This is a genomic window from Microbacterium sp. B19(2022) (assembly GCF_012030385.1).
Taxonomy (GTDB): domain Bacteria; phylum Actinomycetota; class Actinomycetes; order Actinomycetales; family Microbacteriaceae; genus Microbacterium; species Microbacterium oxydans_B.
Window position 1 is genome coordinate 20,689 of sequence record NZ_JAAUVO010000004.1, and the last position, 22,070, is coordinate 42,758.

The 22,070-nt window shown below is 66.8% G+C and carries 23 protein-coding genes; 3 read left to right on the forward strand and 20 right to left on the reverse strand.

The window, feature by feature from the left end; translation table 11 throughout:
• Positions 1–39 precede the first annotated feature (39 nt).
• From miaA to HCX50_RS04495, 15 genes are all read right to left on the reverse strand, one after another.
• Entirely contained in the window at positions 40–951 is a 912-nt protein-coding gene (miaA, locus tag HCX50_RS04425) for a tRNA (adenosine(37)-N6)-dimethylallyltransferase MiaA (protein ID WP_167633164.1), read from the reverse strand.
• Entirely contained in the window at positions 948–2,495 is a 1,548-nt protein-coding gene (gene miaB / locus HCX50_RS04430; protein WP_091033485.1) for a tRNA (N6-isopentenyl adenosine(37)-C2)-methylthiotransferase MiaB, read from the reverse strand. The genes miaA and miaB overlap by 4 nt, the downstream gene beginning before the upstream one ends.
• A gap of 49 nt (positions 2,496–2,544) precedes the next feature.
• Positions 2,545–2,928, reverse strand: a complete 384-nt coding sequence (locus HCX50_RS20265) for a regulatory protein RecX (protein WP_244175990.1) — start codon at positions 2,926–2,928, stop codon at positions 2,545–2,547.
• 470 nt (positions 2,929–3,398) lie between these two features.
• Positions 3,399–4,448, reverse strand: coding sequence for a recombinase RecA (gene recA, locus HCX50_RS04440; RefSeq protein WP_091033490.1), 1,050 nt, complete (start codon positions 4,446–4,448; stop codon positions 3,399–3,401).
• 267 nt (positions 4,449–4,715) lie between these two features.
• The gene (locus HCX50_RS04445; RefSeq protein WP_091033493.1) at positions 4,716–4,940 is read right to left on the reverse strand and encodes a DUF3046 domain-containing protein; all 225 of its coding nucleotides are present in this window, start codon (positions 4,938–4,940) and stop codon (positions 4,716–4,718) included.
• A 21-nt stretch (positions 4,941–4,961) separates the two neighbouring features.
• A complete protein-coding gene (locus HCX50_RS04450) occupies positions 4,962–5,270 on the reverse strand; it encodes a helix-turn-helix domain-containing protein (RefSeq protein ID WP_017830901.1) in 309 nt (102 codons plus the stop codon).
• 141 nt (positions 5,271–5,411) lie between these two features.
• The gene (locus HCX50_RS04455; protein ID WP_091033495.1) at positions 5,412–5,900 is read right to left on the reverse strand and encodes a CinA family protein; all 489 of its coding nucleotides are present in this window, start codon (positions 5,898–5,900) and stop codon (positions 5,412–5,414) included.
• Positions 5,897–6,475 carry a CDP-diacylglycerol--glycerol-3-phosphate 3-phosphatidyltransferase gene (pgsA, locus tag HCX50_RS04460; protein WP_091033497.1) on the reverse strand — a complete coding sequence of 193 codons (579 nt, stop codon included), beginning with the start codon at positions 6,473–6,475 and terminating at the stop codon, positions 5,897–5,899. The genes HCX50_RS04455 and pgsA overlap by 4 nt, the downstream gene beginning before the upstream one ends.
• Positions 6,475–9,186 (reverse strand): DNA translocase FtsK, encoded by a 2,712-nt coding sequence (locus HCX50_RS04465; protein WP_091033500.1) that lies wholly within the window; start codon positions 9,184–9,186, stop codon positions 6,475–6,477. Before HCX50_RS04465 ends, pgsA begins: the two co-directional genes overlap by 1 nt.
• A 73-nt stretch (positions 9,187–9,259) precedes the next feature.
• The gene (locus HCX50_RS04470; RefSeq protein WP_091033502.1) at positions 9,260–9,754 is read right to left on the reverse strand and encodes a GNAT family N-acetyltransferase; all 495 of its coding nucleotides are present in this window, start codon (positions 9,752–9,754) and stop codon (positions 9,260–9,262) included.
• A 64-nt stretch (positions 9,755–9,818) separates the two neighbouring features.
• On the reverse strand, positions 9,819–11,495 hold the full coding sequence (locus HCX50_RS04475) for a ribonuclease J (RefSeq protein WP_091033505.1): 1,677 nt from the start codon (positions 11,493–11,495) through the stop codon (positions 9,819–9,821).
• Positions 11,496–11,548: 53 nt separating this feature from the next.
• Positions 11,549–12,526: a 4-hydroxy-tetrahydrodipicolinate synthase gene (dapA, locus tag HCX50_RS04480; protein WP_167633165.1), complete on the reverse strand. Its 978-nt coding sequence runs from the start codon at positions 12,524–12,526 to the stop codon at positions 11,549–11,551.
• Between the two features lie 51 nt (positions 12,527–12,577).
• The gene (locus HCX50_RS04485; RefSeq protein ID WP_091033508.1) at positions 12,578–13,339 is read right to left on the reverse strand and encodes an SDR family NAD(P)-dependent oxidoreductase; all 762 of its coding nucleotides are present in this window, start codon (positions 13,337–13,339) and stop codon (positions 12,578–12,580) included.
• Complete coding sequence (locus HCX50_RS04490) at positions 13,339–13,815, reverse strand: dihydrofolate reductase (protein WP_091033511.1); 477 nt, start codon at positions 13,813–13,815, stop codon at positions 13,339–13,341. Before HCX50_RS04490 ends, HCX50_RS04485 begins: the two co-directional genes overlap by 1 nt.
• Positions 13,812–14,621, reverse strand: coding sequence for a thymidylate synthase (locus tag HCX50_RS04495; RefSeq protein ID WP_091034478.1), 810 nt, complete (start codon positions 14,619–14,621; stop codon positions 13,812–13,814). Before HCX50_RS04495 ends, HCX50_RS04490 begins: the two co-directional genes overlap by 4 nt.
• Positions 14,622–14,739: 118 nt before the next feature.
• Between HCX50_RS04495 and HCX50_RS04500 the strand changes: the two genes are divergently transcribed.
• The 3 genes from HCX50_RS04500 to HCX50_RS04510 all read left to right on the forward strand — a co-directional run bounded on the left by HCX50_RS04500 (position 14,740) and on the right by HCX50_RS04510 (position 16,263).
• Complete coding sequence (locus tag HCX50_RS04500; protein ID WP_091033514.1) at positions 14,740–15,153, forward strand: thioredoxin family protein; 414 nt, start codon at positions 14,740–14,742, stop codon at positions 15,151–15,153.
• Positions 15,154–15,176: 23 nt separating this feature from the next.
• Positions 15,177–15,752: a DUF4395 domain-containing protein gene (locus HCX50_RS04505; protein WP_167633166.1), complete on the forward strand. Its 576-nt coding sequence runs from the start codon at positions 15,177–15,179 to the stop codon at positions 15,750–15,752.
• A gap of 85 nt (positions 15,753–15,837) precedes the next feature.
• Positions 15,838–16,263: an OsmC family peroxiredoxin gene (locus tag HCX50_RS04510; RefSeq protein ID WP_029263617.1), complete on the forward strand. Its 426-nt coding sequence runs from the start codon at positions 15,838–15,840 to the stop codon at positions 16,261–16,263.
• A 14-nt stretch (positions 16,264–16,277) separates the two neighbouring features.
• Here the strand turns inward: HCX50_RS04510 and HCX50_RS04515 are convergent, their stop codons facing one another.
• The 5 genes from HCX50_RS04515 to HCX50_RS04535 form a co-directional block, all read right to left on the reverse strand.
• The gene (locus HCX50_RS04515) at positions 16,278–16,712 is read right to left on the reverse strand and encodes a hypothetical protein (protein ID WP_091033519.1); all 435 of its coding nucleotides are present in this window, start codon (positions 16,710–16,712) and stop codon (positions 16,278–16,280) included.
• Positions 16,712–17,452: a 4-hydroxy-tetrahydrodipicolinate reductase gene (gene dapB / locus HCX50_RS04520; RefSeq protein WP_167633167.1), complete on the reverse strand. Its 741-nt coding sequence runs from the start codon at positions 17,450–17,452 to the stop codon at positions 16,712–16,714. Before dapB ends, HCX50_RS04515 begins: the two co-directional genes overlap by 1 nt.
• A gap of 74 nt (positions 17,453–17,526) precedes the next feature.
• On the reverse strand, positions 17,527–18,129 hold the full coding sequence (locus HCX50_RS04525) for a histidine phosphatase family protein (RefSeq protein WP_029263620.1): 603 nt from the start codon (positions 18,127–18,129) through the stop codon (positions 17,527–17,529).
• Between the two features lie 69 nt (positions 18,130–18,198).
• Positions 18,199–19,224: an aldo/keto reductase gene (locus tag HCX50_RS04530; RefSeq protein ID WP_091033523.1), complete on the reverse strand. Its 1,026-nt coding sequence runs from the start codon at positions 19,222–19,224 to the stop codon at positions 18,199–18,201.
• A gap of 220 nt (positions 19,225–19,444) precedes the next feature.
• Complete coding sequence (locus HCX50_RS04535) at positions 19,445–21,721, reverse strand: polyribonucleotide nucleotidyltransferase (protein WP_091033524.1); 2,277 nt, start codon at positions 21,719–21,721, stop codon at positions 19,445–19,447.
• Positions 21,722–22,070: the final 349 nt, after the last annotated feature.

Below are 22,070 nucleotides of genomic sequence, written 5' to 3' on the forward strand. Positions count from 1 at the left end.
CCACCGACATCGCGACGAGGTCAGTCGCGGCGCACCGGCTCACTCAGCCAGGAGTGCCTCCGCATCCGCCGGGGCATCCCACCACTCCAGGTCGCGGTACCGCCTGAACCACGACACCTGTCGACGGGCGTAGCGGCGTGTGAGCGCCTGTGTCTCGGCGATGGCTTCCACCGCGGTGAGAGTGCCGTCCAGCTGGCCAAGCGCCTGCGCGTACCCGATCGCTCTGGAGGCCGTGGCGCCCCGCTCGAGACCCTTCTGCCGCAGTTCGGCGACTTCGGCCAGCATCCCGGCCTCCCACATCCGCTCGACGCGTTCATCCAGACGGGCGACCAGCTCCGAGCGTTCGACATGCAGGCCGATGAGTCTCGTGCGCCGATGCCACAGTACGGGCTTCTCCGGCAGGGACGCGCCGTGCGTACTGCTCCCCTGCGCGAGCACCTCGAGGGCGCGGATGACCCGTCGGCTGTTACGCGGGTCGACCTTCGCCGCTGCTGCCGGATCCTCCGCGCGGAGCCGATCGAGGAGAACGCCCAAACCGTGCGACTCCAGCTCTGCTTCCAGGCGTGCACGGACCTTGGGGTCTCGCGGCGGAAAGTTGAACTCGTAGACGACACTCGACACATAGAGACCGGAGCCGCCCACCAGAATCGCATCGCCTCCGCGTCGGTGAATCGCGTCGATCGCGTCTCGTGCTGCGGGCTGGTACCAGGCGACCGCCGCTTCCTGATCGACTTCACGAACATCGAAGAGGTGGTGGGGGATCCCGCGACGGTCCTCGACAGGGAGCTTCGCTGTGCCGATGTCCATCCCGCGATAGAGCTGCATGGCGTCGGCGTTCACGATCTCCGCCGGATTGCCGCGAGCACGAAGCGCCTCCGCCAGGTCAAGCGCCAGGTCGCTCTTCCCGGTTCCTGTGGCCCCGACTATCGCCCAGAGGCGCGGTTCGCTCACACTCCGACGCGAAGGGTCGGCAGACCGAGAGATACGGCGCGCAGGCCGCCGTCGGACGCCGGAGTCGGCACCGCGCACGATTCCGCCTGCGAGCGATCCCACGCATCGCCCCCGCGCGTCCGGCGGATCCGCAGCGGAGCCCCGGTCGGATCGTCGGCAAGCAAGTGGAAAGGCGCAGCATGCGTCACTCTGACAGTCACGACGTCGCCGGGCCTCGGCAGGTCCGAGCCGGCAGTGACTTCGAAGTGAACCAGACGGTTGTCTTCAGCGCGGCCGGTGAGGCGGTGCGTCTCGGCGTCTTTCTTGCCTTCACCGGTCGAGACGAGCACCTCGATCTGGCGTCCGACCTGCTTCTGGTTCTCTTCCAGAGAGATTCGCTCCTGGAGTGCGATCAGACGGTTGTAACGCTCCTGGACGATCTCCTTCGGAACCTGATCCTCCATCGTCGCTGCGGGCGTGCCCTCACGGATCGAGTACTGGAAGGTGAATGCTCCGGAGAAGCGGGATTGCTCGACGACGCGCATCGTGTCTTCGAAGTCCTCGTCCGTTTCGCCCGGGAAACCGACGATGATGTCGGTCGTGATCGAGGCGTTCGGGATTCGCGCACGGACACGATCGAGGATCCCGAGGAAACGCTCACTGCGGTACGACCGCCGCATCGCTTTGAGGATGCGATCGCTGCCGGACTGCAGCGGCATGTGCAACTGCGGCATCACGCTCGGGGTCTCGGCCATGGCGTCGATCACGTCATCGGTGAACGCGGCAGGGTGCGGACTCGTGAAGCGGATGCGCTCCAGTCCCTCGATTTCGCCGGCGGCGCGCAGCAGCTTTCCGAACGCCTGTCGGTCGCCGAACTCGACGCCGTATGAATTCACGTTCTGGCCGAGGAGAGTGACCTCGATGGCGCCGTCTTCGACGAGGAGGCGGATCTCGTTGAGGATGTCGCCGGGACGCCGATCCTTCTCCTTGCCACGCAGACTCGGGACGATGCAGAACGTGCACGTGTTGTTGCAGCCGACCGAGATCGACACCCATCCGCTGTGCGCCGAGTCACGCTTCGTCGGAAGCGTCGACGGGAACACCTCGAGCGACTCGAGGATCTCCAGCTCCGCATCGCCGTTGTGGCGTGCACGCTCCAGCAGCCCGGGCAGCGACCCCATGTTGTGCGTGCCGAACACGACGTCCACCCAGGGCGCCTTGTCGAGAACCGCCTGCTTGTCCATCTGGGCCAGGCAGCCGCCGACCGCGATCTGCATACCTTCTTTACGACGCTTGACGGAGGCGAGATGCCCGAGGGTGCCGTAGAGCTTTCCGGCGGCGTTGTCGCGCACCGCGCAGGTGTTGATGATCACCACGTCGGCCTCGGCGCCGTCGAGTGCACGGACGTAGCCGGCGCTTTCCAGCGATCCGGAGAGCCGTTCGGAGTCGTGCACGTTCATCTGGCACCCGAAAGTACGAACCTCGTACGATCGCTGGCGTCCGTCTTCGTCGACGGCTGCGGACGAGGCGCTGATGATCGTCGGTTCGCTTCGCGGAATAGTCATGATCAACCCATTCTACGAGCCGTGCGGATGCGGTTGCTGCGTCGCTTGCTCAGTCCGAATCGACGAATCGAACCCCCGAGCTCGACGCACTCGGGCCAGTCTCCCGCAGTGCCTGCTTGGCCGCCTTCATCGCGACGGACCCGTTGTAGCCGCGTCGAGAGAGCTGCCCCACCAGACGCCGGAGCGCGGTGTCATTGTCGAGTCGGCTCAAGGAACGCGCCTTGGTGCGGGCGAATTCGAGGGCGCGCTCATCGTCGTCATCCGGCAGTTCGTCGAGTGCAGCGTCGACCACGTCTCGAGGAATGCCTCGTTGAGCCAGCGCACGAGCGAGGGCGACTCTCCCCTGCCCCTTCCGTTCGACACCGGACGTCACCAGAGCGCTGGCGAGTGCAGCATCGTCGAGGTAGGCACGACGACAGAAGTCTTCGATCACTTCATCTATCACGCCGTTCCCGAGCCCGTGCCCTCGCAGAGCCTGACGTGCTTCGGAGATGGAGAGAGATCGCGTCCGCAGTTTTCTTACGAGCGACTCCTCGGCCGCACTCCGAGCTTCGTCCGGCACACTCGGATCCTCAGTATCGCCCTGCGATGCGGGCGGTGCCCCGAGCGCATGAAGCCGGGGGGCGGATCTCGATGCCGGCGAACCGGATCTGGCTGACGCCCCACGGGCGGGATGACGGTCACTCGGGCTCCCGGACTCCGCTGCACTTTCGGCGGGCGATGCACCCGCACCCCACGTGGGCCGCCACAGATCTGCACCGTCGGAGCGATCCGACCGGTCGCCGGAGATGTCGTCGTCCGTTCCCGGACTGATCGAAACCGGGTCGACATCCTTCGCGGCGCGACCGAAAAGGGGAATGATGGGGGCGATCCGATCCGGACCGCCCCCACGTGTGTCATTCATCAGGCCGGACGACGCTCAGCGAGCTCGTCTGCCGCAGCAGGCACGGCCGCCGGTCCGCCGATGCCGAGCTTCTGCTTGATCTGCGTCTCGATCGCCAGCGCGACATCGGGGTTGTTGAGCAGGAACGTCCGTGCGTTCTCCTTGCCCTGACCCAGCTGGTCGCCATCGTAGGTGTACCACGAGCCCGACTTCTTGACGATGGCATGTTCGACACCGAAGTCGATCAGGCTGCCCTCGCGAGAGATGCCGACACCGTAAAGGATGTCGAACTCCGCCTGCTTGAAGGGCGGGGCCATCTTGTTCTTCACGACCTTGACCCTGGTGCGGTTTCCCACCGCGTCGGTGCCGTCCTTCAGCGTCTCGATACGGCGGATGTCCATGCGGACAGAGGCGTAGAACTTCAGCGCCTTACCGCCGGCGGTGGTCTCGGGCGAGCCGAAGAAGACACCGATCTTCTCGCGCAGCTGGTTGATGAAGATCATGGTGGTGTTTGTCTGGCTCAGACCACCGGTGAGCTTGCGCAGCGCCTGCGACATGAGTCGCGCCTGCAGACCCACGTGCGAGTCACCCATCTCGCCCTCGATCTCGGCACGAGGCACGAGCGCCGCGACGGAGTCGATGACGATGAGGTCGATGGCACCCGAGCGCACGAGCATGTCGGCGATCTCGAGCGCCTGCTCACCGGTGTCGGGCTGGGAGACGAGAAGCGCGTCGATATCGACGCCGAGCTTCGCCGCGTAGTCGGGGTCGAGCGCGTGCTCGGCATCGATGAAGGCTGCGATGCCTCCGCCACGCTGGGCATTCGCGATCGCATGCAGTGTCAGCGTCGTCTTACCCGAGGACTCAGGTCCGTAGATTTCGACGATACGGCCACGCGGGAGACCTCCGACGCCGAGGGCGACGTCAAGGGCGATGGAGCCGGTGGGGATGACGGCCACGGGGGCGCGCTCATCGCTGCCCAGCCGCATGACCGAGCCCTTTCCGAACTGACGGTCGATCTGGGCGAGTGCGGTCTCGAGGGACTTCTCGCGGTCGGCGGGTGATGGCATGGTCTGCTCCTTCTGCGCGCGTGGTGCCGCCTGTAGGCTGTCGCGGCTCTCCCGGCTGGGAGGAACTCTCCGACAAGGCGTAATGGCTCTTCGGCTTGTTTCCACCGTAGGAGAGGCCACCGACATCGACGCGGAGAGCTCACATACCGTGGAGAACAGATTGCCTGAACCACTTGTGCAGAAGACTACGCCCGGTTCGAACAGACCTTCGACGACACGCCGCCCACTGCACATTGTGTGCCGTAACCTGCGGACATCCCCTGGGACTCAACGCCCCCGCGGCTCCTGCCGTCCGACGCCGTGTCGTCGGTTCTCCGGAACATCCATCTCTGCGCACAACGCAAGCCAGATCTCCCGCGGCGGAGTTCCGTCGTCCAGAGCCTCGAGCGCCGTACGGCCGCGCAGGGCCGAAAGCCCGAGGTCGTTCACCAACGAAGAGGCCCGCGCCTGGAATTCGGTGTCGACCGCGCGAAGGAACTCGCTACGACGCATCGCTCACCCGCACGCCGACGCTCAGTGCAGCGAGAGCTGGGGTTCGATCGACGCCACGAGGTCGTCCGGAACGACATCCGGGAAGACCTGAATGCCCTCGAGAACAGAGATGCGGTCCCCGACCTCACGCATGATCGTCGAGATGGGGACGTCGAGAGCATCGGCGACGGATGCGAGGATCTCGCTCGACGCCTCCTTCTGCCCCCGCTCGACCTCACTGAGATAGCCGAGCGCCACCGACGCCTTGCTTGCGACCTGCCGGAGCGTGCGCCCCTTCTGCAGGCGGAAGTCCCTCAGCACATCGCCGATTTCCTGTCGTACAAGAATCATCGGAACCTCCTCCCCGTGTGATCGTTCGAGGTTTCCCCCGATGAGACAGCCAGTCTAGTACTCCTGGCCTGCTCGAAATCTACCCCTGCACTCTGTGGTTTGAATGTGAGCACATCGGTAATAACCGACATCGGACCGCCACTATTCCAGGACGAACTCAAGCAACACCTGAAGAGCCGCGTTCACCGTCTGCGCACGGATCGAATCACGGTCACCCTGCAGGTGCAGCGCCTTCGCCGAGGAGCCGTCTGGCGTCACGATCCCGATGTGCACCGTTCCCACCGGCTGGCCGTCGGGGGAATCCGGCCCCGCGATCCCGGTCGTCGACACACCGACATCCGCCGCGACGCCGTTCACGCTCACCACGCGGCGCACACCGTCAGCCATCTGCAGGGCGACCTGCGGATGAACCGGCCCCTCGGCGGCGAGGAGCTCGGCGTCCACTCCGAGCACCGTCGTCTTGACCGGGGTCGCATACGCCACGACGCCGCCGAGCAGGACCGCGGAAGCGCCCGGAACGGATACGATCTCGGCACACAACGCGCCGCCCGTGAGGGACTCCGCGACGCCCAGAGACCAGCCGCGCTGATTTAGAGCCGACAGCAGTGCGGCGGCGCCCGCGTCGCTCATGCCCGCTTCTGGCGCGCCCCGCGTACCTGCGCGACGATGTAGTCGATGCCGCTCGCCACCGTGAGGACGAGCACGATGAGCATCAGGATGAACGTGATGATCGTCCAGGCTTCGAGCCCGATGAGGACGTTCAGGGGAAGCAGCGCCCAGCCGAGCGCGACGCCCTGGAAAGCCGTCTTGATCTTGCCCATCCAAGCAGCAGCGACGACATGCTCGCTCGCGACCATGAGGCGGTGGATCGTGATCCCCCACTCGCGGACGAGGATGACCGCGACGATCCACCAGCTGACCTCCCCGAGGATCGCGAGGCCGATGAAGCCCGCTCCGGTGAGCATCTTGTCGGCGATCGGGTCCCAGAGTTTGCCGAAGTCACTGACGATGTCGTACTTGCGTGCGAGGTATCCGTCGACCCAGTCGGTGGAGATTCCGACGATGAAGATGATGGCGGCCGCCCAGCGGAGGCCGGGCTCGGGGAGACCGTAGGTGCCACCCAGGAGCAGCAGCACGAAGAAGATGACCGCCAGCGGGATACGCGCGACCGTAATGGCGTTGGGCAGCTGCCGAGGAATAGCCATCAGTCGCGCCCCGTCAGGCCCCAGGCGTCTTCGTCGCCACCCTCGGCCTCCACCTCGGGGAGTCCTTCGTACTGAGCGGCGATCGGATCATGCGTCTGCGGCATCGGCGGAACCGGAGGAGTAGCCGGAGACGGGGAGGACGCGGGAGCGTCGTCCCCCCGCAGCTTCGCCATCACCTGCGGGAGCTGCTCGGCCGTGGCCAGCACATCTCGGGCCTTGGAACCCTCGGAGGGCCCGACGATCTCGCGCGATTCCAGAAGGTCCATGAGGCGACCCGCCTTGGCGAAGCCGACACGCAGCTTTCGCTGGAGCATCGACGTCGAACCGAACTGGGACGAGACGATGAGCTCGGCGGCAGCGAGCAGCAGCTCGAGGTCGTCGCCGATGTCTTCGTCGACTTCCTTCTTCTTCGTCGGCTCCATCGCCTCCTGGACGTCGGGACGGTAGTCCGGACGTGCCTGACGGGTGACGTGCTTGACGACGGCGTCGATCTCCTTCTCGTCGACCCACGCACCCTGCAGACGGAACGGCTTCGACGATCCCATCGGGGAGAACAGCGCGTCGCCCTGCCCGATCAGCTTGTCTGCACCGGGGCTGTCGAGGATGACGCGGCTATCGGTGACGCTGGTGACGGCGAACGCGAGTCGCGAAGGGACGTTGGCCTTGATGAGACCGGTGACCACGTCGACGCTGGGGCGCTGCGTCGCGAGCACCAGGTGGATACCCGAGGCACGAGCGAGCTGCGTGATGCGGACGATCGAGTCCTCCACGTCGCGAGGGGCGACCATCATGAGGTCAGCGAGCTCATCGACCACGACCAGGAGGTAAGGGTACGGCTTGAGAACACGTTCGCTGCCCACAGGCAGCTCGACCTCGCCGGCGCGCACGGCACGGTTGAAGTCGTCGATGTGACGGAAGCCGAACGACGCGAGGTCGTCGTACCGCATGTCCATCTCCTTCACGACCCACTGCAGCGCCTCGGCCGCCTTCTTCGGGTTCGTGATGATGGGCGTGATGAGGTGCGGGACGCCGGCGTAGCTGGTGAGCTCGACGCGTTTCGGGTCGATCAGGACCATGCGCACGTCAGCGGGGCGAGCGCGCATCAGCAGGCTCGTGATCATGGAGTTCACGAAGCTCGACTTACCGGAACCGGTGGAACCGGCCACCAGGAGGTGCGGCATCTTCGCGAGGTTCGCGATGACGATGTTGCCACCGACGTCTTTGCCGACGCCGATGGTCATCGGGTGTGTGCTCTTCTGCGCGGCCGGCGACCGGAGGACGTCGCCGAGCGCGACCATCTCCTTGTCGGCGTTCGGGATCTCGATGCCGATCGCGCTCTTGCCGGGGATCGGCGAGAGGATGCGGACATCGTTCGAGGCCACGGCGTAGGCGAAGTTGTTGCTCAGCTGCAGGATCTTCTCGACCTTGACGCCGTGACCGACCTCGACCTCGTACTGCGTGACGGTCGGCCCGCGCGAGAAGCCGGTGACCTTCGCGTCGACCTTGAACTGCGTCAGCACGCTGGTGATCTGCTCGATCACCTTGTCGGTGGCCTCGGAGCGAAGAACCGGCGGCGGCCCTTCGACGAGGAGGCCGGGAGAAGGCAGGATGTACGGCGTCACGGGAGCCTGCGGACCCCGGTCGCCCGGACCGTCTGTACCGAAGCCGTCGAGGCCGGGAAGCTCCGGTGCTTCGCCCGTGTCGGAGGAATCGTCGAGGAGCGCCGTGGTCTGCTGCTCGGCGAGCGAATCCGCGACCGAGCGAACCTCGGACAGCACCTCGGTGGCGGCGTCATAGGGATTCTCGACGACGACCGCCTGGTCGTAGGCCGGAGTCGGGTCGGAGGTCGTAAGCAGCGCCGTGATGTCGTCGGAGCCGAGAGTGCCCTCGTCAGGGTCTTCTTCCCGACCCGTCTTGTTGCGTCGCCACCAGGGCAGCACGTCGGGGTCGTCGACCTTGTCGGCCTCATCGATTGCGGCGGCGTCTTTGGCGGGCTTTTCCGGACGCTCGGCGTCGAACATCCAGGCGTAGAGATCGCCGAGGCGCCGACCGATGCGGTTCGGCGGTGTCTTGGTGAGGATCAGGATGCTGAGTGCGGTCAGCAACGCGAGCACGATGTAGGCAGGGATATTCGTGAGGTAAGTCAGCGGCTGCCCCACCAACCACCCGAGCAACCCGCCCCCCGTGTTCAACGCCGTGATGTTCGGCTGGGGCTGTGGCTGTCCTCCGGCGACATGGCAGAAACCTGCCAGGGAGATCACGAACAGGCCGAAACCGAAGCCGATGCGTCCGTTGTCGTGAACCGACGCGGGGTGGCGGAACAGCCAACCGGCCAGCACCAGCAGAAGCAGGGGCATGATGAACGCCACTCTGCCGACGAGCAGCCCCACGGAGTAGGCACTGATGTTCTCGGCCACTTCGTTGCCGATGAAGACCCACTCGTTCACGGCGCCGAGAGCCGCGAGCAGCACGAGGAGGAACGGGAAGCCGTCGCGGCGGTCGTCCTTCTCCAGCGCCTCAGGCCCGAAGGCACGGAAGAGCCCGCCGACGCCGTGGGCGAGTCCGATCCAGGCCCGGACTGCCACCGGAGGCTTGTCTGCCTCGTCGATGTACTTCTTCGGTGCGGGCTGGGCCTTGGGAGCCGTCTGCCGCTTGGGGCGCGACGGTGCGCTGGTCGACGCGCGCTCTGTCTTCGTGGTACTCCTGGCCATGCTCTCACGTTACGTCCAACAGCCGACATCTCCGCGTAATGACGCGGCTTTCCGTCGATCCTCGCGGAGGCGGCTACCTGGTGCGACGCGCCATCGTGTCTCGGGTCTCACCCTCCCCGACAATGGCGAATCCCTCGGCGCGATACAGATTGCGGGCGAAGTTGTCACGCTCGACGCTCAGGCTGATCCGTGCATGCCCCTCTGCGCCGGCGAGCTGCACTATGCCGCGCAACAGAGATCGTCCCACCCCCCGAGCCCGCCAGAGCGGGTGCACGCCGATGATCAGCTCGGGGACAGCGGCTCCGATGAAGCCGAGTCCCGGGGCGTTCTGCGGCAGGACCCGATACCAGGCAGCGCCGACCGGGATGTCATCGTCGCTGGTGGCGACAAGACCGTCGTCGGACATCCGCTTCCATCCCGCGAGATAGCGTCGATGATCCGCCGACGTCAGCACCTCGTGTCTCGGGCGCACTCCCCCGGCGCGCCAGTTGGCGGCCTCGACGAGCATGTCGCCGAGGAACATCGCATCCGTCTGCGCCGCCCTGCGAAGGGCAATGCCCCTGTCCATGACGTGAGCATAGAACCGGGGTGTTACGCCGGGATGACGGCCAACCGTGAATACCGGGCGGCCGTCACGCTTCGATGACGAGCGGGACGATCATCGGACGACGACGCAGCCGCTGGTTCACCCAGCGCCCGATCGTGCGTCGCACGACCTGCGACAGCGAGTGGGTGTCGCGCACGCCGTTGCCCGCCGCCTCCTTGAGCGCCGCGACGATCTTCGGCGCGACGTCATCGAACACGGAGTCATCTTCGGCGACACCACGCGCGTGGATTTCGGGACCGGAGATGATGCGGCCGGTCGCGGCATCCACGACGACGATCACAGAGATGAATCCCTCCTCGGCGAGGATGCGTCGATCCTTGAGGTCGGCATCGGTGATCGCTCCGACCGAGGAGCCGTCGACGTAGACGAACCCGAGATCCAGCTGGCCTACGACGCTCGCCACGCCGTCCTTGAGATCAATCACGGTGCCGTTGGAGGCGATGATCGTGTTCGCCTCAGGGACGCCGGTCTCCTGCGCGAGCTTGGCGTTCGCGATGAGGTGTCGGTACTCGCCGTGCACCGGAAGGACGTTCTTCGGCTTCAGGATGTTGTAGCAGTAGATCAACTCTCCGGCGGCGGCATGTCCGGAGACATGCACCTTCGCGTTGGCCTTGTGCACGACGTTGGCGCCGAGCTTGGTCAAGCCGTCGATCACGCGGTAGACCGCGTTCTCGTTGCCCGGGATGAGGCTGGAGGCGAGGATGACGGTGTCGCCCTCGCTGATCTCGATCGCGTGGTCCATGTTCGCCATGCGACTGAGCACCGCCATCGGCTCACCCTGGGAACCGGTCGACATGTAGACGATCTTCTCGTCCGGGAGATCGCGCGCCTTCTTGAAGTCGATGAGGACCCCGTCGGGCACCTTCAGATAACCGAGCTGCTCGGCGATGGTCATGTTCCGCACCATGCTGCGGCCGAGGAATGCGACGCGGCGACCGTTGGAGTACGCGGCGTCGATGACCTGCTGCACACGGTGGACGTGGCTGGAGAAGCTCGCGACGATCACGCGGCGCGGTGCCTTGGCGATGACCTGGTCGAGAACCGGACCGATGGAACGCTCGGTGGGAGTGAAGCCGGGGACGTCGGCATTCGTCGAGTCCACGAGGAACAGGTCGACGCCCTCCTCGCCGAGGCGGGCGAACGCGCGCAGGTCGGTGATGCGGCCGTCCAGCGGCAGCTGGTCCATCTTGAAGTCACCCGTGGCGAGCACCATGCCGGCCGGTGTCCGGATGGCGACGGCCAGAGCGTCGGGGATCGAGTGGTTGACCGCGACGAACTCGAGATCGAAGGGTCCGACTCTTTCCTGCTCGCCCTCCTTCACGGTGAGAGTGAAAGCCTTGATGCGGTGCTCCTTGAGCTTTGCTTCGACGAGCGCGAGCGTGAGCCCCGAACCGATCAGCGGGATGTCGCTCTTCAGGCGCAGCAGATACGGAACGGCACCGATGTGGTCCTCGTGGCCGTGAGTGAGCACGACGCCGACGATGTCGTCGAGGCGATCACGGATCGGCTCGAAGTCGGGCAGGATCAGATCGACGCCCGGCTGGTGTTCCTCGGGGAAGAGCACGCCGCAGTCGACGATCAGGATCTTGCCGTCGTACTCGAACGCGGTCATGTTGCGACCGATCTCGCCGAGACCGCCGATCGGGATGACCCGCAGCGTCCCTTCAGCGAGAGCGGCCGGTTCTACCAGGGGAATGGACATGCTGTCTCCTCAGTCGGACACTCCACGCGTCCGTTCGTTCGTGGGGACGCGGCTCAGCGCGTCGTGCCGTGCACCTTCGGCAGGGCACCACCCGCAGCCGCGTTGCGGTCGGGTCGGAAGTTCGAGAAGTCGGCTCCGGGAACGTTCTTGACGAGGTCGAGCTCATCCTCGATGAGCGCGGCCTCCCATTCCTCGGGACCGACCAGGGGCAGACGGACGCGCGGGCTCGAGATGCGGCCGAGCCCGTGCAGGATGTACTTGGCGGCGACCGTTCCTGGGACGTGCGTCATGACAGCGCGCACGAGCGGCTCGAGCCGCTTGTGCGCGGCTGTCGCCGTGGCCAGGTCGCCCGCGTTCACCGCGTCGATGATCGTACGATACGGCGCTGCAGCAACGTTCGCCGTCACGCCGATGAGGCCGGTGGCCCCGATCGCGAGGTGCGGCAGCACATTGGCGTCGTCGCCGGAGAAGTACATCAGATCGGTCTGGTTGAGCACGCGGCTCACCTCGGAGAAGTCGCCCTTGGCGTCCTTCACCGCGAGGATGTTCGGGTGCTTCGCGAGGCGCAGGATCGTCTCGTACTTGATCGGCACACCGGTGCGCCCCGGGATGTCGTAGAGGATCACCGGAAGGTCGGTCGCGTCGGCGACCAGGCGGAAGTGCGTGAGGATGCCGGCCTGCGTCGGCTTGTTGTAGTACGGCGTGACGATCATGATGCCGTCGGCGCCGGCCTTCTCGCTGGCCTTGTAGAGCTCGATGGCGTGCGCGGTCTCGTTGGAGCCACCGCCGGTGATGATCTTGGCGCGGCCTGCCGATACGGACTTGCCGACCTCGACGAGCTTGAGCTTCTCGGGGTCCGTCAGGGTCGAGGTCTCGCCGGTCGTTCCCGTCACGACGATGCCGTCCGCTCCCGCGGTGATCACGTCATCGATGTGCTTCTCGACGGCGGGCCAATCGACTTCACCGTCGGCTGTCATCGGAGTGACGAGCGCGACGAGAACCTGTCCGAAAGGGTTGCCCGAGTGCGTCATAGACCCAGCGTATCGGTTCGCGTCGAGGTCATGCGGACGCGGTGACGCTCGTCAGACACGGCCGCGACGAGCGACGCCCGACGTCAGCGAACTCGGCAGCACACGCGTCAAAGCCACGATCGCCTTGTATCGCAGCGACGGGATGGACACGGACCTGCCCCGGGCCGCATCGCGTAGCCCCGCACGGACCACGTCGCGGGCGTCCAACCACATGAAGGCGGGCACGCCCTCCTCGCCCACGGCGAGTCCCATCCGCTCGTGGAACGAGGTGTGCGTGAATCCGGGGCAGAGGGCGGTGACGCTGACTCCGTCGCGCGCATACTCCGCGTTCGCCCACCGACTGAAGCCGATCAGCCACGACTTGCACGCCGAATAGGTCGAGCGGGAGATGAAGCCGGCGACGGAGGCCACGTTGATGATGCGCCCGCCTCGTCCGCGCATGGACTGCAGAGCGGCGTGCATGAGACGCATCGACGCCTCGACATGCACCCGGAGATGCCGTACCTCATCATCGATGTCGTTGTCGGCGAAGCGGAGCGGCAACCCGAATCCGGCGTTGTTCACGAGCAGGTCGACCGGGTCCGCGGTGTCGCGCAGCCGTTCAGCGACGCTCTCGACCCCCGCAGCGTCTGCCAGATCGGCGGGGAGCACCTCGACTGCTACCCCGTACTCGCTGCGCAGCTCGGTCGCCAGCTGCTCCAGCGCGGCCTCGGAACGTGCGACGAGGACGAGATCGGCGCGGCGGCGGGCAAGCTGGCGGGCGAACTCTGCCCCCAGTCCGGCGCTTGCGCCGGTGATCAGAGCGGTGGGCATCAGCGCTCGTATCCGAGGAAGCGGTAGCGGATACCGGTGCGCGAGGTCTGCCACTCCCCCTCGTCGACGAGTCGCCACCCGGTCTTGGCCGGCGCGTAGGCGTCACCGTCGACATCGAGGTCGAGCTCGGTGACTTCGAGCCGGTCGGCATCCCCGATCACCTGGCGGAAGATCTCCGCGCCGCCGATGATCCACACCCGGTCCAGGCCGCGGACGGCTTCGGCGACGGTGGCGGCGCGGCGGGCACCCTCCTCCGACCAGTCCTGCTGACGGGTCACCACGATGTTGTCGCGGCCGGCGAGCGGACGGAAGCGCTCCGGAAGCGAGTCCCAGGTCTTGCGCCCCATGACCACCGGGGCCCCGAGAGTGACGTCCTTGAAATGCGCGAGGTCTTCGGGCACGTGCCAGGGCATGCCCCCCGCGGCACCGATCACGCCGCCGTGGGCTTCGGCCCAGATGAGCCCGACCCAGGTCATACCGCCACCGCCGCGCGGATCGGCGCGTGATGCTGGTAGTCCTCCACGACGAAGTCCTCGTACCGGTAGTCGAGGATCGACTCGGGCTTGCGGGCGAAACGGAGCGTCGGATACTCGAACGGCTCACGGCTCAGCTGCTCGCGCACCTGCTCGACATGGTTGTCGTAGACGTGGCAGTCACCGCCCGTCCAGACGAAGTCACCGGGCTCGAGGCCAACCTGCTGCGCGATCATCATCGTGAGCAGGGCGTAGGAGGCGATGTTGAACGGCACCCCGAGGAACATATCCGCGCTGCGCTGATACAGCTGGCACGAGAGTCTGCCGTCGGCGACGTAGAACTGGAAGAGCGCGTGGCAGGGAGCGAGCGCCATGTCGGGGATGTCGGCCGGGTTCCACGCCGACACGATGAGCCTGCGCGAATCGGGGGAACGACGGATCTGCTCGATCACCTCGGAGAGCTGGTCGATGCTGCCGCCGTCGGGCGTCGGCCATGACCGCCACTGCACACCGTAGACCGGTCCCAGGTCGCCCGACTCGTCCGCCCACTCGTCCCAGATCGTGACGCCGTGCTCCCGCAGCCAGCCGACGTTGGAGTCGCCCTGCAGGAACCAGAGCAGCTCGTAGGCGATGGACTTGAAGTGCACGCGCTTCGTGGTGATGAGCGGGAACCCCTTCGCCAGGTCGAAGCGGATCTGTCGGCCGAAAACACTCGTGGTCCCCGTCCCCGTCCGATCCGACTTGTGCGTCCCGGTCTCCAGCACATCGCGGAGCAGGTCTTCATAGGGCGTCGGGACGGCTGCACTCATGACAGCCACGATACCTTCCCGCCCCCGGTCACGGGCGGATCCACCGCGGCGGGATCGGGGTTCGTCACGCTCGGAAACATCGGCCTCGGTACCTCTGTGGAGCACGTAGCCTCGACACATGTCGCCCGCCCTCGCCCTCGGATTCGCAGCGGCGCTTCTCGCGCTCGCGACGATCGTCGGCATCGTCCTGCGACGTCGAGACGGGCGGCGACGCGACGGCGGGACGCTCCGATTCGATCCCGCGGATGTCGCCTCGGCGGAACTCGGCTCGCGCGCCACCCTGGTGCAGTTCAGCACCGAGATGTGCGCGCGGTGCCCGCAGGTCCGTCGCCTGCTCCGCGACTACGCATCCGGTCACGATGGGCTCGCGCACGTCGAGGTGGACCTGACGCATCGTCCCGATCTCTCCGCGCGATACAAGGTGTTGCAGACGCCGACAACCTTCCTGGTCGACGATTCCGGCGCGGTCCGCGCACGATTCCATGGCGTGCCGCACCCGCACGCCCTCAAAGAAGCCGTCGCCGCCGTCTGAGGCGCCAAGACCGGAGCACACCCATGAGCACACCCGCAGGCATCGATCCCCGTGGTCCGCGCTTCGCCGCCTCGATCACCGCGATGCTCCTGTTCGTCGCGACGTTCCTGGCACTGATCGGGATATCGACGGAACCCGCCAGTGCGGGCTCATTCGGCTGGTTCGCCTATCAGCCGCTCACGGACTCCGCCTTCGTGCCCGGTGGTTTTGTGATCTCCTCGTCGACGCCCGCCCAGCGCGCGCTCGACCCGGGCTTCCTGCTCACGGTCGTGATCGCCCTTCTGTTCCTGTGGGGTGTCGTCTCGCCCCGGACCACGCCGTGGAGCGTCGTCTTCCGCACGCTGGTGCGCCCGCGACTCTCGGCGCCGACCGAACTCGAGGACCCGCGCCCGCCTCGCTTCTCCCAGGGAGTGGGGCTGTTCGTCGTCGGCATCGGTCTTGTGCTGCATCTCCTCGGCGTACCGTGGGCGCTGCCGATCGCCACCGCTGCCGCGTTCATCGCCGCGTTCCTGAACGCCGCCTTCGCTTTCTGCCTCGGCTGCCAGCTCTACCTCCTGCTGCAGAGGGCCGGCATCATCGGTCGCGCAGCCGCTGCCTGACTCCTGTTCCGTCCCGCCCGGCCCCTCGGTAGGCTGGCCGCAACGTGCCCCGCACACCGAGCGGGGCCCGAGAAGCGGAGGAATCATGCCCGTCACCAGCGAAGCCGCCAGCACCTGGACCGGATCGCTCATGGAGGGATCGGGCACGGTCGCGTTCTCGTCGTCGAACCTCGGCACCTTCCCGATCAACTGGAAGGCGCGCAGCGAGGGCAGCGACACCACGACCACCCCGGAGGAGCTCATCGCGGCGGCCCACGCCTCGTGCTTCAGCATGGCGCTCTCTCACGCACTCGCCGAGAACGGCACGCCGCCGGAGCGCGTCAACACGACGGCCTCGGTCACCTTCAAGCCGGGCGTCGGCATCACGGGCAGCCATCTGAACGTGAACGCGACGGTCCCGAATCTGACGCCCGAGGCGTTCCAGGAGATCGCGGCCGGCGCCAAGACCGGCTGCCCGGTGTCGCAGGCCCTCGCGGGCATCGAGATCACGCTCGAAGCGACTCTCGCCTGAGGAATGATGCGGGGTCAGCGACGCGAGAGGCGGATCGCCTCGCGAATGCTGGCCCTGGCATCCTTCCGGTGGCCGGCCGCATCCTGCACGACACCCAGTCGGTAGCGTGCACGCCAGTCATCATCGGCGGCATCGGCCTCGGCGGTGTATCGCGCGATGAGCGGATCAGCGTCGGCTCGAGCGATGCGACCGCTGGGGGTCAGTTCCGTCTCCACCGGAGGCATCCCGCCCTCCGCGTCGAGCAGGCGCCCGAGGCGGTCCGCGCCGAAGCCGAACATCATCTCCCGCACCAGCGCCCAGGCACCGATCGGAGCCAGCACCAGCAGCGTGATGCCCATGCCGATCGACACCGGCGAGCCGACCGAGATGAACATCACAGCCAGCCAGATGGCGACCGCGAGATAGACCAGCAGCGCCGCGGCCATCAGCCCGACGCCGATCCGCGACATCACGAGCGGATGCCGATGTCGATCATGTTCTCCAGGCCGACGATCACACCGCGCGCCTCAACCGCGAACGGGACGGCGAGCCGGATCCCCGGCGCATAGGCGAGCGCCGAGTCGGTGGTGTCATGCGTGAAGGTCAGCGACTCGCCGGGGCCCGACAGAATGACCTCCTGCTTGGCGACGACACCGGGGCGCCGCAACGAGTGGATCGGCACGCTGCCGACCTGCTGACCGCGTGCACGCTGATCCGCATGCGGAGCGCTGACCGGGCCTTGCTCCGCACGGGCGGCCGCGATGAGCTCGGCGGTGCGCACCGCCGTGCCGCTCGGCGAATCGATCTTGGTCTCACGGTGCGCTTCGACGATCTCGGCGGAGCCGAAGAACGGGGCGGCGGCCGCAGCCAGTGCCGACCCGAGTACCGAGCCGAGTGAGAAGTTCGGGATGAAGACGGCCCCGGTGCCGGCAGCCTCGACGAGTGGACGCACGAGGGCGATCCGCTCCGAGGACCACCCGGACGTCGCGACGAGGACGTTGGTACCACGTTCGACGGCGGCGCGGACGACCTCGATGCTGACCTGGGGCGTGGAAGCATCGACGACGAGATCGGCTCCGTCCAGTTCGGTGAGATCACTCGACGAGGTCAGCACACGGCTCACCTCGAAGCCCTCGAGCTCATCGATCACCGCTCCGATGATCGTGCCGAGCTTCCCGGTTCCGCCGACGAGGGCTACCTGCGTGGTCATGCGTCCAGTCTATTTCGCGGGACGCGGTCCGGCCGGGGGCGCGCGGGCGGTCTCCGCCGTTCGGGAGCGAGAGCTCAGACGAGAAGCGCGTCGGGGATTCCCGTTCGCAGCTCCACCGGAAGATGCCCGGTGTCGTTGTGCGTGAGAAGCGTCCACGGACGCCCCTGCTTCTGCGCGATGACCGTCAGACCGCAGTGGGACTGGTTCAACGTCATCCACCGCCACTCAGGCGCTGCGAGCACCTCGCGCACGAACCACGAGATCACGAAGTTGTGTGTGATCAGCACCTCATGCACCTCCCCGGTCTTGCGCACGAGGAACTCCTCGACGGCATCCGACATCTGTGCGCGCCCCGCCTCGATCTCGGCTTCGGTGACCGAGCCGAAGAAGGGCTCGAACACTGCGGGAGTCTCTTCGGTCATCCCGGTGGGGACGCAGTCGAAGAGCAGTGCGGTGGGCTCAGGGTCGACGGACGGCAGACGAGCGGCGATGGCTCGGGCCGTCTCGTTCGCGCGGAGCAACGGCGAATGCCAGACCGCGTCGAGCGGAAGCCCGGACAGCCGGTCGGCGATCAGCTCCGCCTGACGCTGCCCTCGAGGAGAAAGGGGTCCGTCGGCGAGACCATGCTCTGCATCCTGATGTTCACCGTGTCTGACCAGATATATGTAGTGCGTCACAACTCGCTCGCTTCATCGCCAGCATCCGCCGGGCCTTGATCCCACCCTATGTCACGGGTGGGACGATGCTCAGTTACCGGCCCGGGTCAACTCGGCGACGTGGCTCCGCGAGAGCGAAACACCGGCGCCCTGCATGAGTTCGTCGACATGATCCGTCGCGAAAGTGTTCACGATCGGTGCCGCGATCGTGCGCTGAGCGAGCAGCCAGGCGACCGAGACCGCCGCCACCGGCACAGCCAGTTCTTCAGCCACCTGGTCGAGTGCGCGCAGGATCTTGATCCCCCGCCGATTCAGGTGCCCGCGCAGCTGCTCGCCACGCACGCCCCGTGAGGTGAGGGCCTTGTTGCGGTGACGCCCCGAGAGGAAACCGTGCTCGAGCGCGTGCGACGGGGTGACCGCGAGGTTCTGTGCGCCGGCGACGAGGCGCAGGTCGCCTTCGAACGGCTGACGACGGATCAGGTTGTACGGCGCATCGATCACCTGGATGCGCGGATAACCGGCCGAGGCGAGGATCCGTGCCTCGACGAGGCGCTCCGGCGACAGGCCGAAGGCTCCGACGGCACCGACCTTCCCCGCGTCCGACAGCCATTCGACGGTCGCCAAGGTGTCTTCGAGGTTGGTCGTCGCGTCGAGCGTGGCGTCGAGATACAGCACATCGATGCGCTCTACCCCGAGCCGAGTCAGCGACCCCTCGACGGCACGCACGAGGTTGACGGAACCCAGCCCCGGATTGTCGGCGTGGGCTCCGATGCGCACGCTCAGCACCGCGTGATCGCGCCGGCCGCGCGATCGCAGCCACTGCCCGATGATGTGCTCGCTGCGTCCGCCGGAGAATCCGTCGGCCGTGTGGATGGCGTTGCCGCCGAACTCCATGTAGCGATCGAGGATGCCGTGGCTGGTCTCGAGGTCGACGTTCCAGCCGAACTCGGCGGCACCCAGCATCAGCGGGAAGGTCTCATAGCCGGTCTCGCCGAGCGGGACGCGGATCGTCTCCCCTACCCCCGGTCCGACGATGGGGATAGGTGCGGACGGGTGCTCGGCATGCTGCTGGGCGCGATCGGCCGACGCTCCTGCGCCTACGCTGAACAACCGCATACTCTCTCACCCCCGCGTCGATCGGTGCGTGCCGACCTGCGTACCTGCTGGATCTGCACCCCCCGGTGCGTACTTCGAGGGTAAGCGAATTCATCGAACGCCCTGACCAATCCGGGGAACGGCGCGGAAACGGCCGATAACGATTTGATCACACCGGGATACGCCGGAACCCGGGCCCGTCCTCGACGGACGGACCCGGGTTCCGGTTCGATCTCTGCGCTTACTCGGCGGCCGCGTCTTCTGCGGGCGCTACCTCAGCGGCGGCGGCATCGTCGAGAACAGGCTCGAGCGAAAGCTTGCCGCGGTCGTCGATCTTCGTGATCTTGACGAGGATCTTCTGACCGACCGACAGCACGTCGTCGACGTTCTCCACACGCTTGCCACCGGCGAGCTTGCGCACCTCGGTGACGTGGAGCAGGCCGTCCTTGCCCGGGAGCAGCGAGATGAACGCACCGAAGGTGGCGATCTTCACGACGGTGCCGAGGAACTGCTCCCCGATCTCCGGGTTGGTGGGGTTGGCGATCGCGTTGACCTGGGCGCGAGCGGCCTCGGCCGCGGGGCCGTCGGTCGCACCGATGTAGACGGTGCCGTCCTCCTCGATGGAGATCTGCGCCCCGGTCTCGTCCTGGATCGCGTTGATCGTCTTGCCCTTCGGGCCGATCAGCTCACCGATCTTGTCGACCGGGATCTGCACGCTGATGACGCGCGGCGCGGTGGGCGCCATCTCGTCAGGTGCGTCGATCGCAGCGTTCAGGACGTTGAGGATCGTGAGGCGAGCCTCGCGAGCCTGCGTCAGCGCGCCCGTGAGCACCGACGTCGGGATGCCGTCGAGCTTCGTGTCGAGCTGGATCGCCGTGACGAAGTCACTCGTTCCCGCGACCTTGAAGTCCATGTCACCGAGAGCGTCTTCCGCGCCGAGGATGTCGGTCAGCGCCGCGTAGCGGGTCTCGCCGTTGACCTCGTCGGAGACGAGACCCATCGCGATACCGGCGACGGGGGCGCGCAGCGGCACACCCGCGTTCAGCAGTGACAGGGTCGACGCGCACACGGAGCCCATCGACGTCGAGCCGTTGGAGCTCAGCGCCTCGGACACCTGACGGATCGCGTAGGGGAACTCCTCGCGGCTCGGCAGCACCGGCACGAGTGCGCGCTCGGCGAGGAAGCCGTGCCCGATCTCGCGACGCTTCGGCGAACCGACACGGCCGGTCTCACCGGTCGAGTAGGGCGGGAAGTTGTAGTGGTGCATGTAGCGCTTGCTCGTGACCGGCGACAGCGAGTCGATCTGCTGCTCCATCTTGAGCATGTTCAGCGTGGTGACACCCAGGATCTGAGTCTCGCCGCGCTGGAAGACCGCGGAACCGTGCACGCGCGGGATGACCTGCACCTCGGCGTCGAGCGGGCGGATGTCCGCGAGCCCACGGCCGTCGATGCGAGCACCCTCGGTGAGGATGCGACCACGGACGATCTTCTTCGTGACCGACTTGTACGCCGCGGAGAACTCGAGCGGAGCCGCCGCCGGGAGCGAACCCGCCTCGGTGGCCTCGATGAGCTCGGCCTTGACGCGGTCCTTGATCGCGTCGTCAGCGGTCTGACGCTCGACCTTGTCGGCGATCTGGTAGACGCCGACGAGCTCGTCGTAGGAGCGGCCGGCGACGAAGTCGTAGACCTCCTGGCTGTACGCCGGGAAGACCGGGTAGACGCCCGGCTCCTTCGATGCGGTCGCGGCGAGCTCGGCCTGAGCCTTGACGAGCTGAGCGATGAAGGGCTTCGAGGCCTCGAGGCCCTGGGCCACGACCTCTTCGTTCGGCTTCGTGGCGCCGGCCTTGATCAGGTTCCAGCTGCCCTCGGTGGCCTCAGCCTCGACCATCATGATGGCGACGTCTTCCGTGCCATCGGCCTTGGTGACGACACGACCGGCGACGATCAGGTCGAACACGGCCTCCGAGACCTGCTCGGCGTTCGGGAACGCGACCCACTGGTCGTCGTTCTGGCCGTTGCCCGGGATGAACGCGAGGCGCACACCGGCGACCGGGCCCGAGAACGGGAGACCCGAGATCTGCGTGGACGCCGACGCGGCGTTGATCGCGAGAGCGTCGTAGAACTCGCCCGGAGCGATCGACATGACGGTGATGACGACCTGGACCTCGTTGCGCAGGCCGTCGACGAACGACGGGCGCAGCGGACGGTCGATCAGACGGCAGACGAGGATCGCCTCGGTGGAGGGGCGGCCCTCGCGACGGAAGAACGAGCCGGGGATCTTGCCGGCGGCGTAGGAGCGCTCCTCGACGTCGACCGTCAGCGGGAAGAAGTCGAAGCCTTCGCGCGGGTGCTTGCCTGCGCTGGTGGCCGAGAGGAGCATGGTCTCGCCGTCGAGGTACGCGGCGACTGCGCCCTGAGCCTGCTGCGCGAGGCGGCCGGTCTCGAAGCGGATGGTGCGGGTGCCGAAGCGGCCGTTGTCGAGAACGGCCTCGGTGGCGGTGATTTCAGGACCTTCCAAGAGGTCTCTCCTTCTTTGTTTAGACTCGCGAGTCCATGTGACGCGCGAGCGTGTTCAAAGGAGCGGAACGGAAGGGTTCGGGCGCGCGGGCACTCCCGCGAATGTCGCCTGCGCTGGCCACCAGTAGAAAGCCACCCGACATGTCCTGCCGAGGAACCCACCACAGGGGACCAGCTTCTCCGCCGCTCGCTCCATGAGTCGATATTCGATTGTGCGATTGACACACGTCAACCTCGTCCACCCTACCAGCGGACGTCGCAAAACCCACGTCACCGCAGCAGCGCGGAGTGGACAGGCGCCGGCCACGGAACGTTCACCGAGCGGATGCCGTGCCGTGGCGGGAGTCCGT

What these genes read in the sequence shown, in the direction of transcription:
- miaB (WP_091033485.1), bottom strand. Translation starts at nt 2,495, where the DNA reads ATGACTATTCCGCGAAGCGAACCGACGATCATCAGCGCCTCGTCCGCA.
- recA (WP_091033490.1), bottom strand. Translation starts at nt 4,448, where the DNA reads ATGCCATCACCCGCCGACCGCGAGAAGTCCCTCGAGACCGCACTCGCC.
- HCX50_RS04445 (WP_091033493.1), bottom strand. Translation starts at nt 4,940, where the DNA reads ATGCGTCGTAGCGAGTTCCTTCGCGCGGTCGACACCGAATTCCAGGCG.
- HCX50_RS04450 (WP_017830901.1), bottom strand. Translation starts at nt 5,270, where the DNA reads ATGATTCTTGTACGACAGGAAATCGGCGATGTGCTGAGGGACTTCCGC.
- HCX50_RS04455 (WP_091033495.1), bottom strand. Translation starts at nt 5,900, where the DNA reads ATGAGCGACGCGGGCGCCGCCGCACTGCTGTCGGCTCTAAATCAGCGC.
- pgsA (WP_091033497.1), bottom strand. Translation starts at nt 6,475, where the DNA reads ATGGCTATTCCTCGGCAGCTGCCCAACGCCATTACGGTCGCGCGTATC.
- HCX50_RS04465 (WP_091033500.1), bottom strand. Translation starts at nt 9,186, where the DNA reads ATGGCCAGGAGTACCACGAAGACAGAGCGCGCGTCGACCAGCGCACCG.
- HCX50_RS04470 (WP_091033502.1), bottom strand. Translation starts at nt 9,754, where the DNA reads ATGGACAGGGGCATTGCCCTTCGCAGGGCGGCGCAGACGGATGCGATG.
- HCX50_RS04475 (WP_091033505.1), bottom strand. Translation starts at nt 11,495, where the DNA reads ATGTCCATTCCCCTGGTAGAACCGGCCGCTCTCGCTGAAGGGACGCTG.
- dapA (WP_167633165.1), bottom strand. Translation starts at nt 12,526, where the DNA reads ATGACGCACTCGGGCAACCCTTTCGGACAGGTTCTCGTCGCGCTCGTC.
- HCX50_RS04485 (WP_091033508.1), bottom strand. Translation starts at nt 13,339, where the DNA reads ATGCCCACCGCTCTGATCACCGGCGCAAGCGCCGGACTGGGGGCAGAG.
- HCX50_RS04490 (WP_091033511.1), bottom strand. Translation starts at nt 13,815, where the DNA reads ATGACCTGGGTCGGGCTCATCTGGGCCGAAGCCCACGGCGGCGTGATC.
- HCX50_RS04495 (WP_091034478.1), bottom strand. Translation starts at nt 14,621, where the DNA reads ATGAGTGCAGCCGTCCCGACGCCCTATGAAGACCTGCTCCGCGATGTG.
- HCX50_RS04500 (WP_091033514.1), top strand. Translation starts at nt 14,740, where the DNA reads ATGTCGCCCGCCCTCGCCCTCGGATTCGCAGCGGCGCTTCTCGCGCTC.
- HCX50_RS04505 (WP_167633166.1), top strand. Translation starts at nt 15,177, where the DNA reads ATGAGCACACCCGCAGGCATCGATCCCCGTGGTCCGCGCTTCGCCGCC.
- HCX50_RS04510 (WP_029263617.1), top strand. Translation starts at nt 15,838, where the DNA reads ATGCCCGTCACCAGCGAAGCCGCCAGCACCTGGACCGGATCGCTCATG.
- HCX50_RS04515 (WP_091033519.1), bottom strand. Translation starts at nt 16,712, where the DNA reads ATGTCGCGGATCGGCGTCGGGCTGATGGCCGCGGCGCTGCTGGTCTAT.
- dapB (WP_167633167.1), bottom strand. Translation starts at nt 17,452, where the DNA reads ATGACCACGCAGGTAGCCCTCGTCGGCGGAACCGGGAAGCTCGGCACG.
- HCX50_RS04530 (WP_091033523.1), bottom strand. Translation starts at nt 19,224, where the DNA reads ATGCGGTTGTTCAGCGTAGGCGCAGGAGCGTCGGCCGATCGCGCCCAG.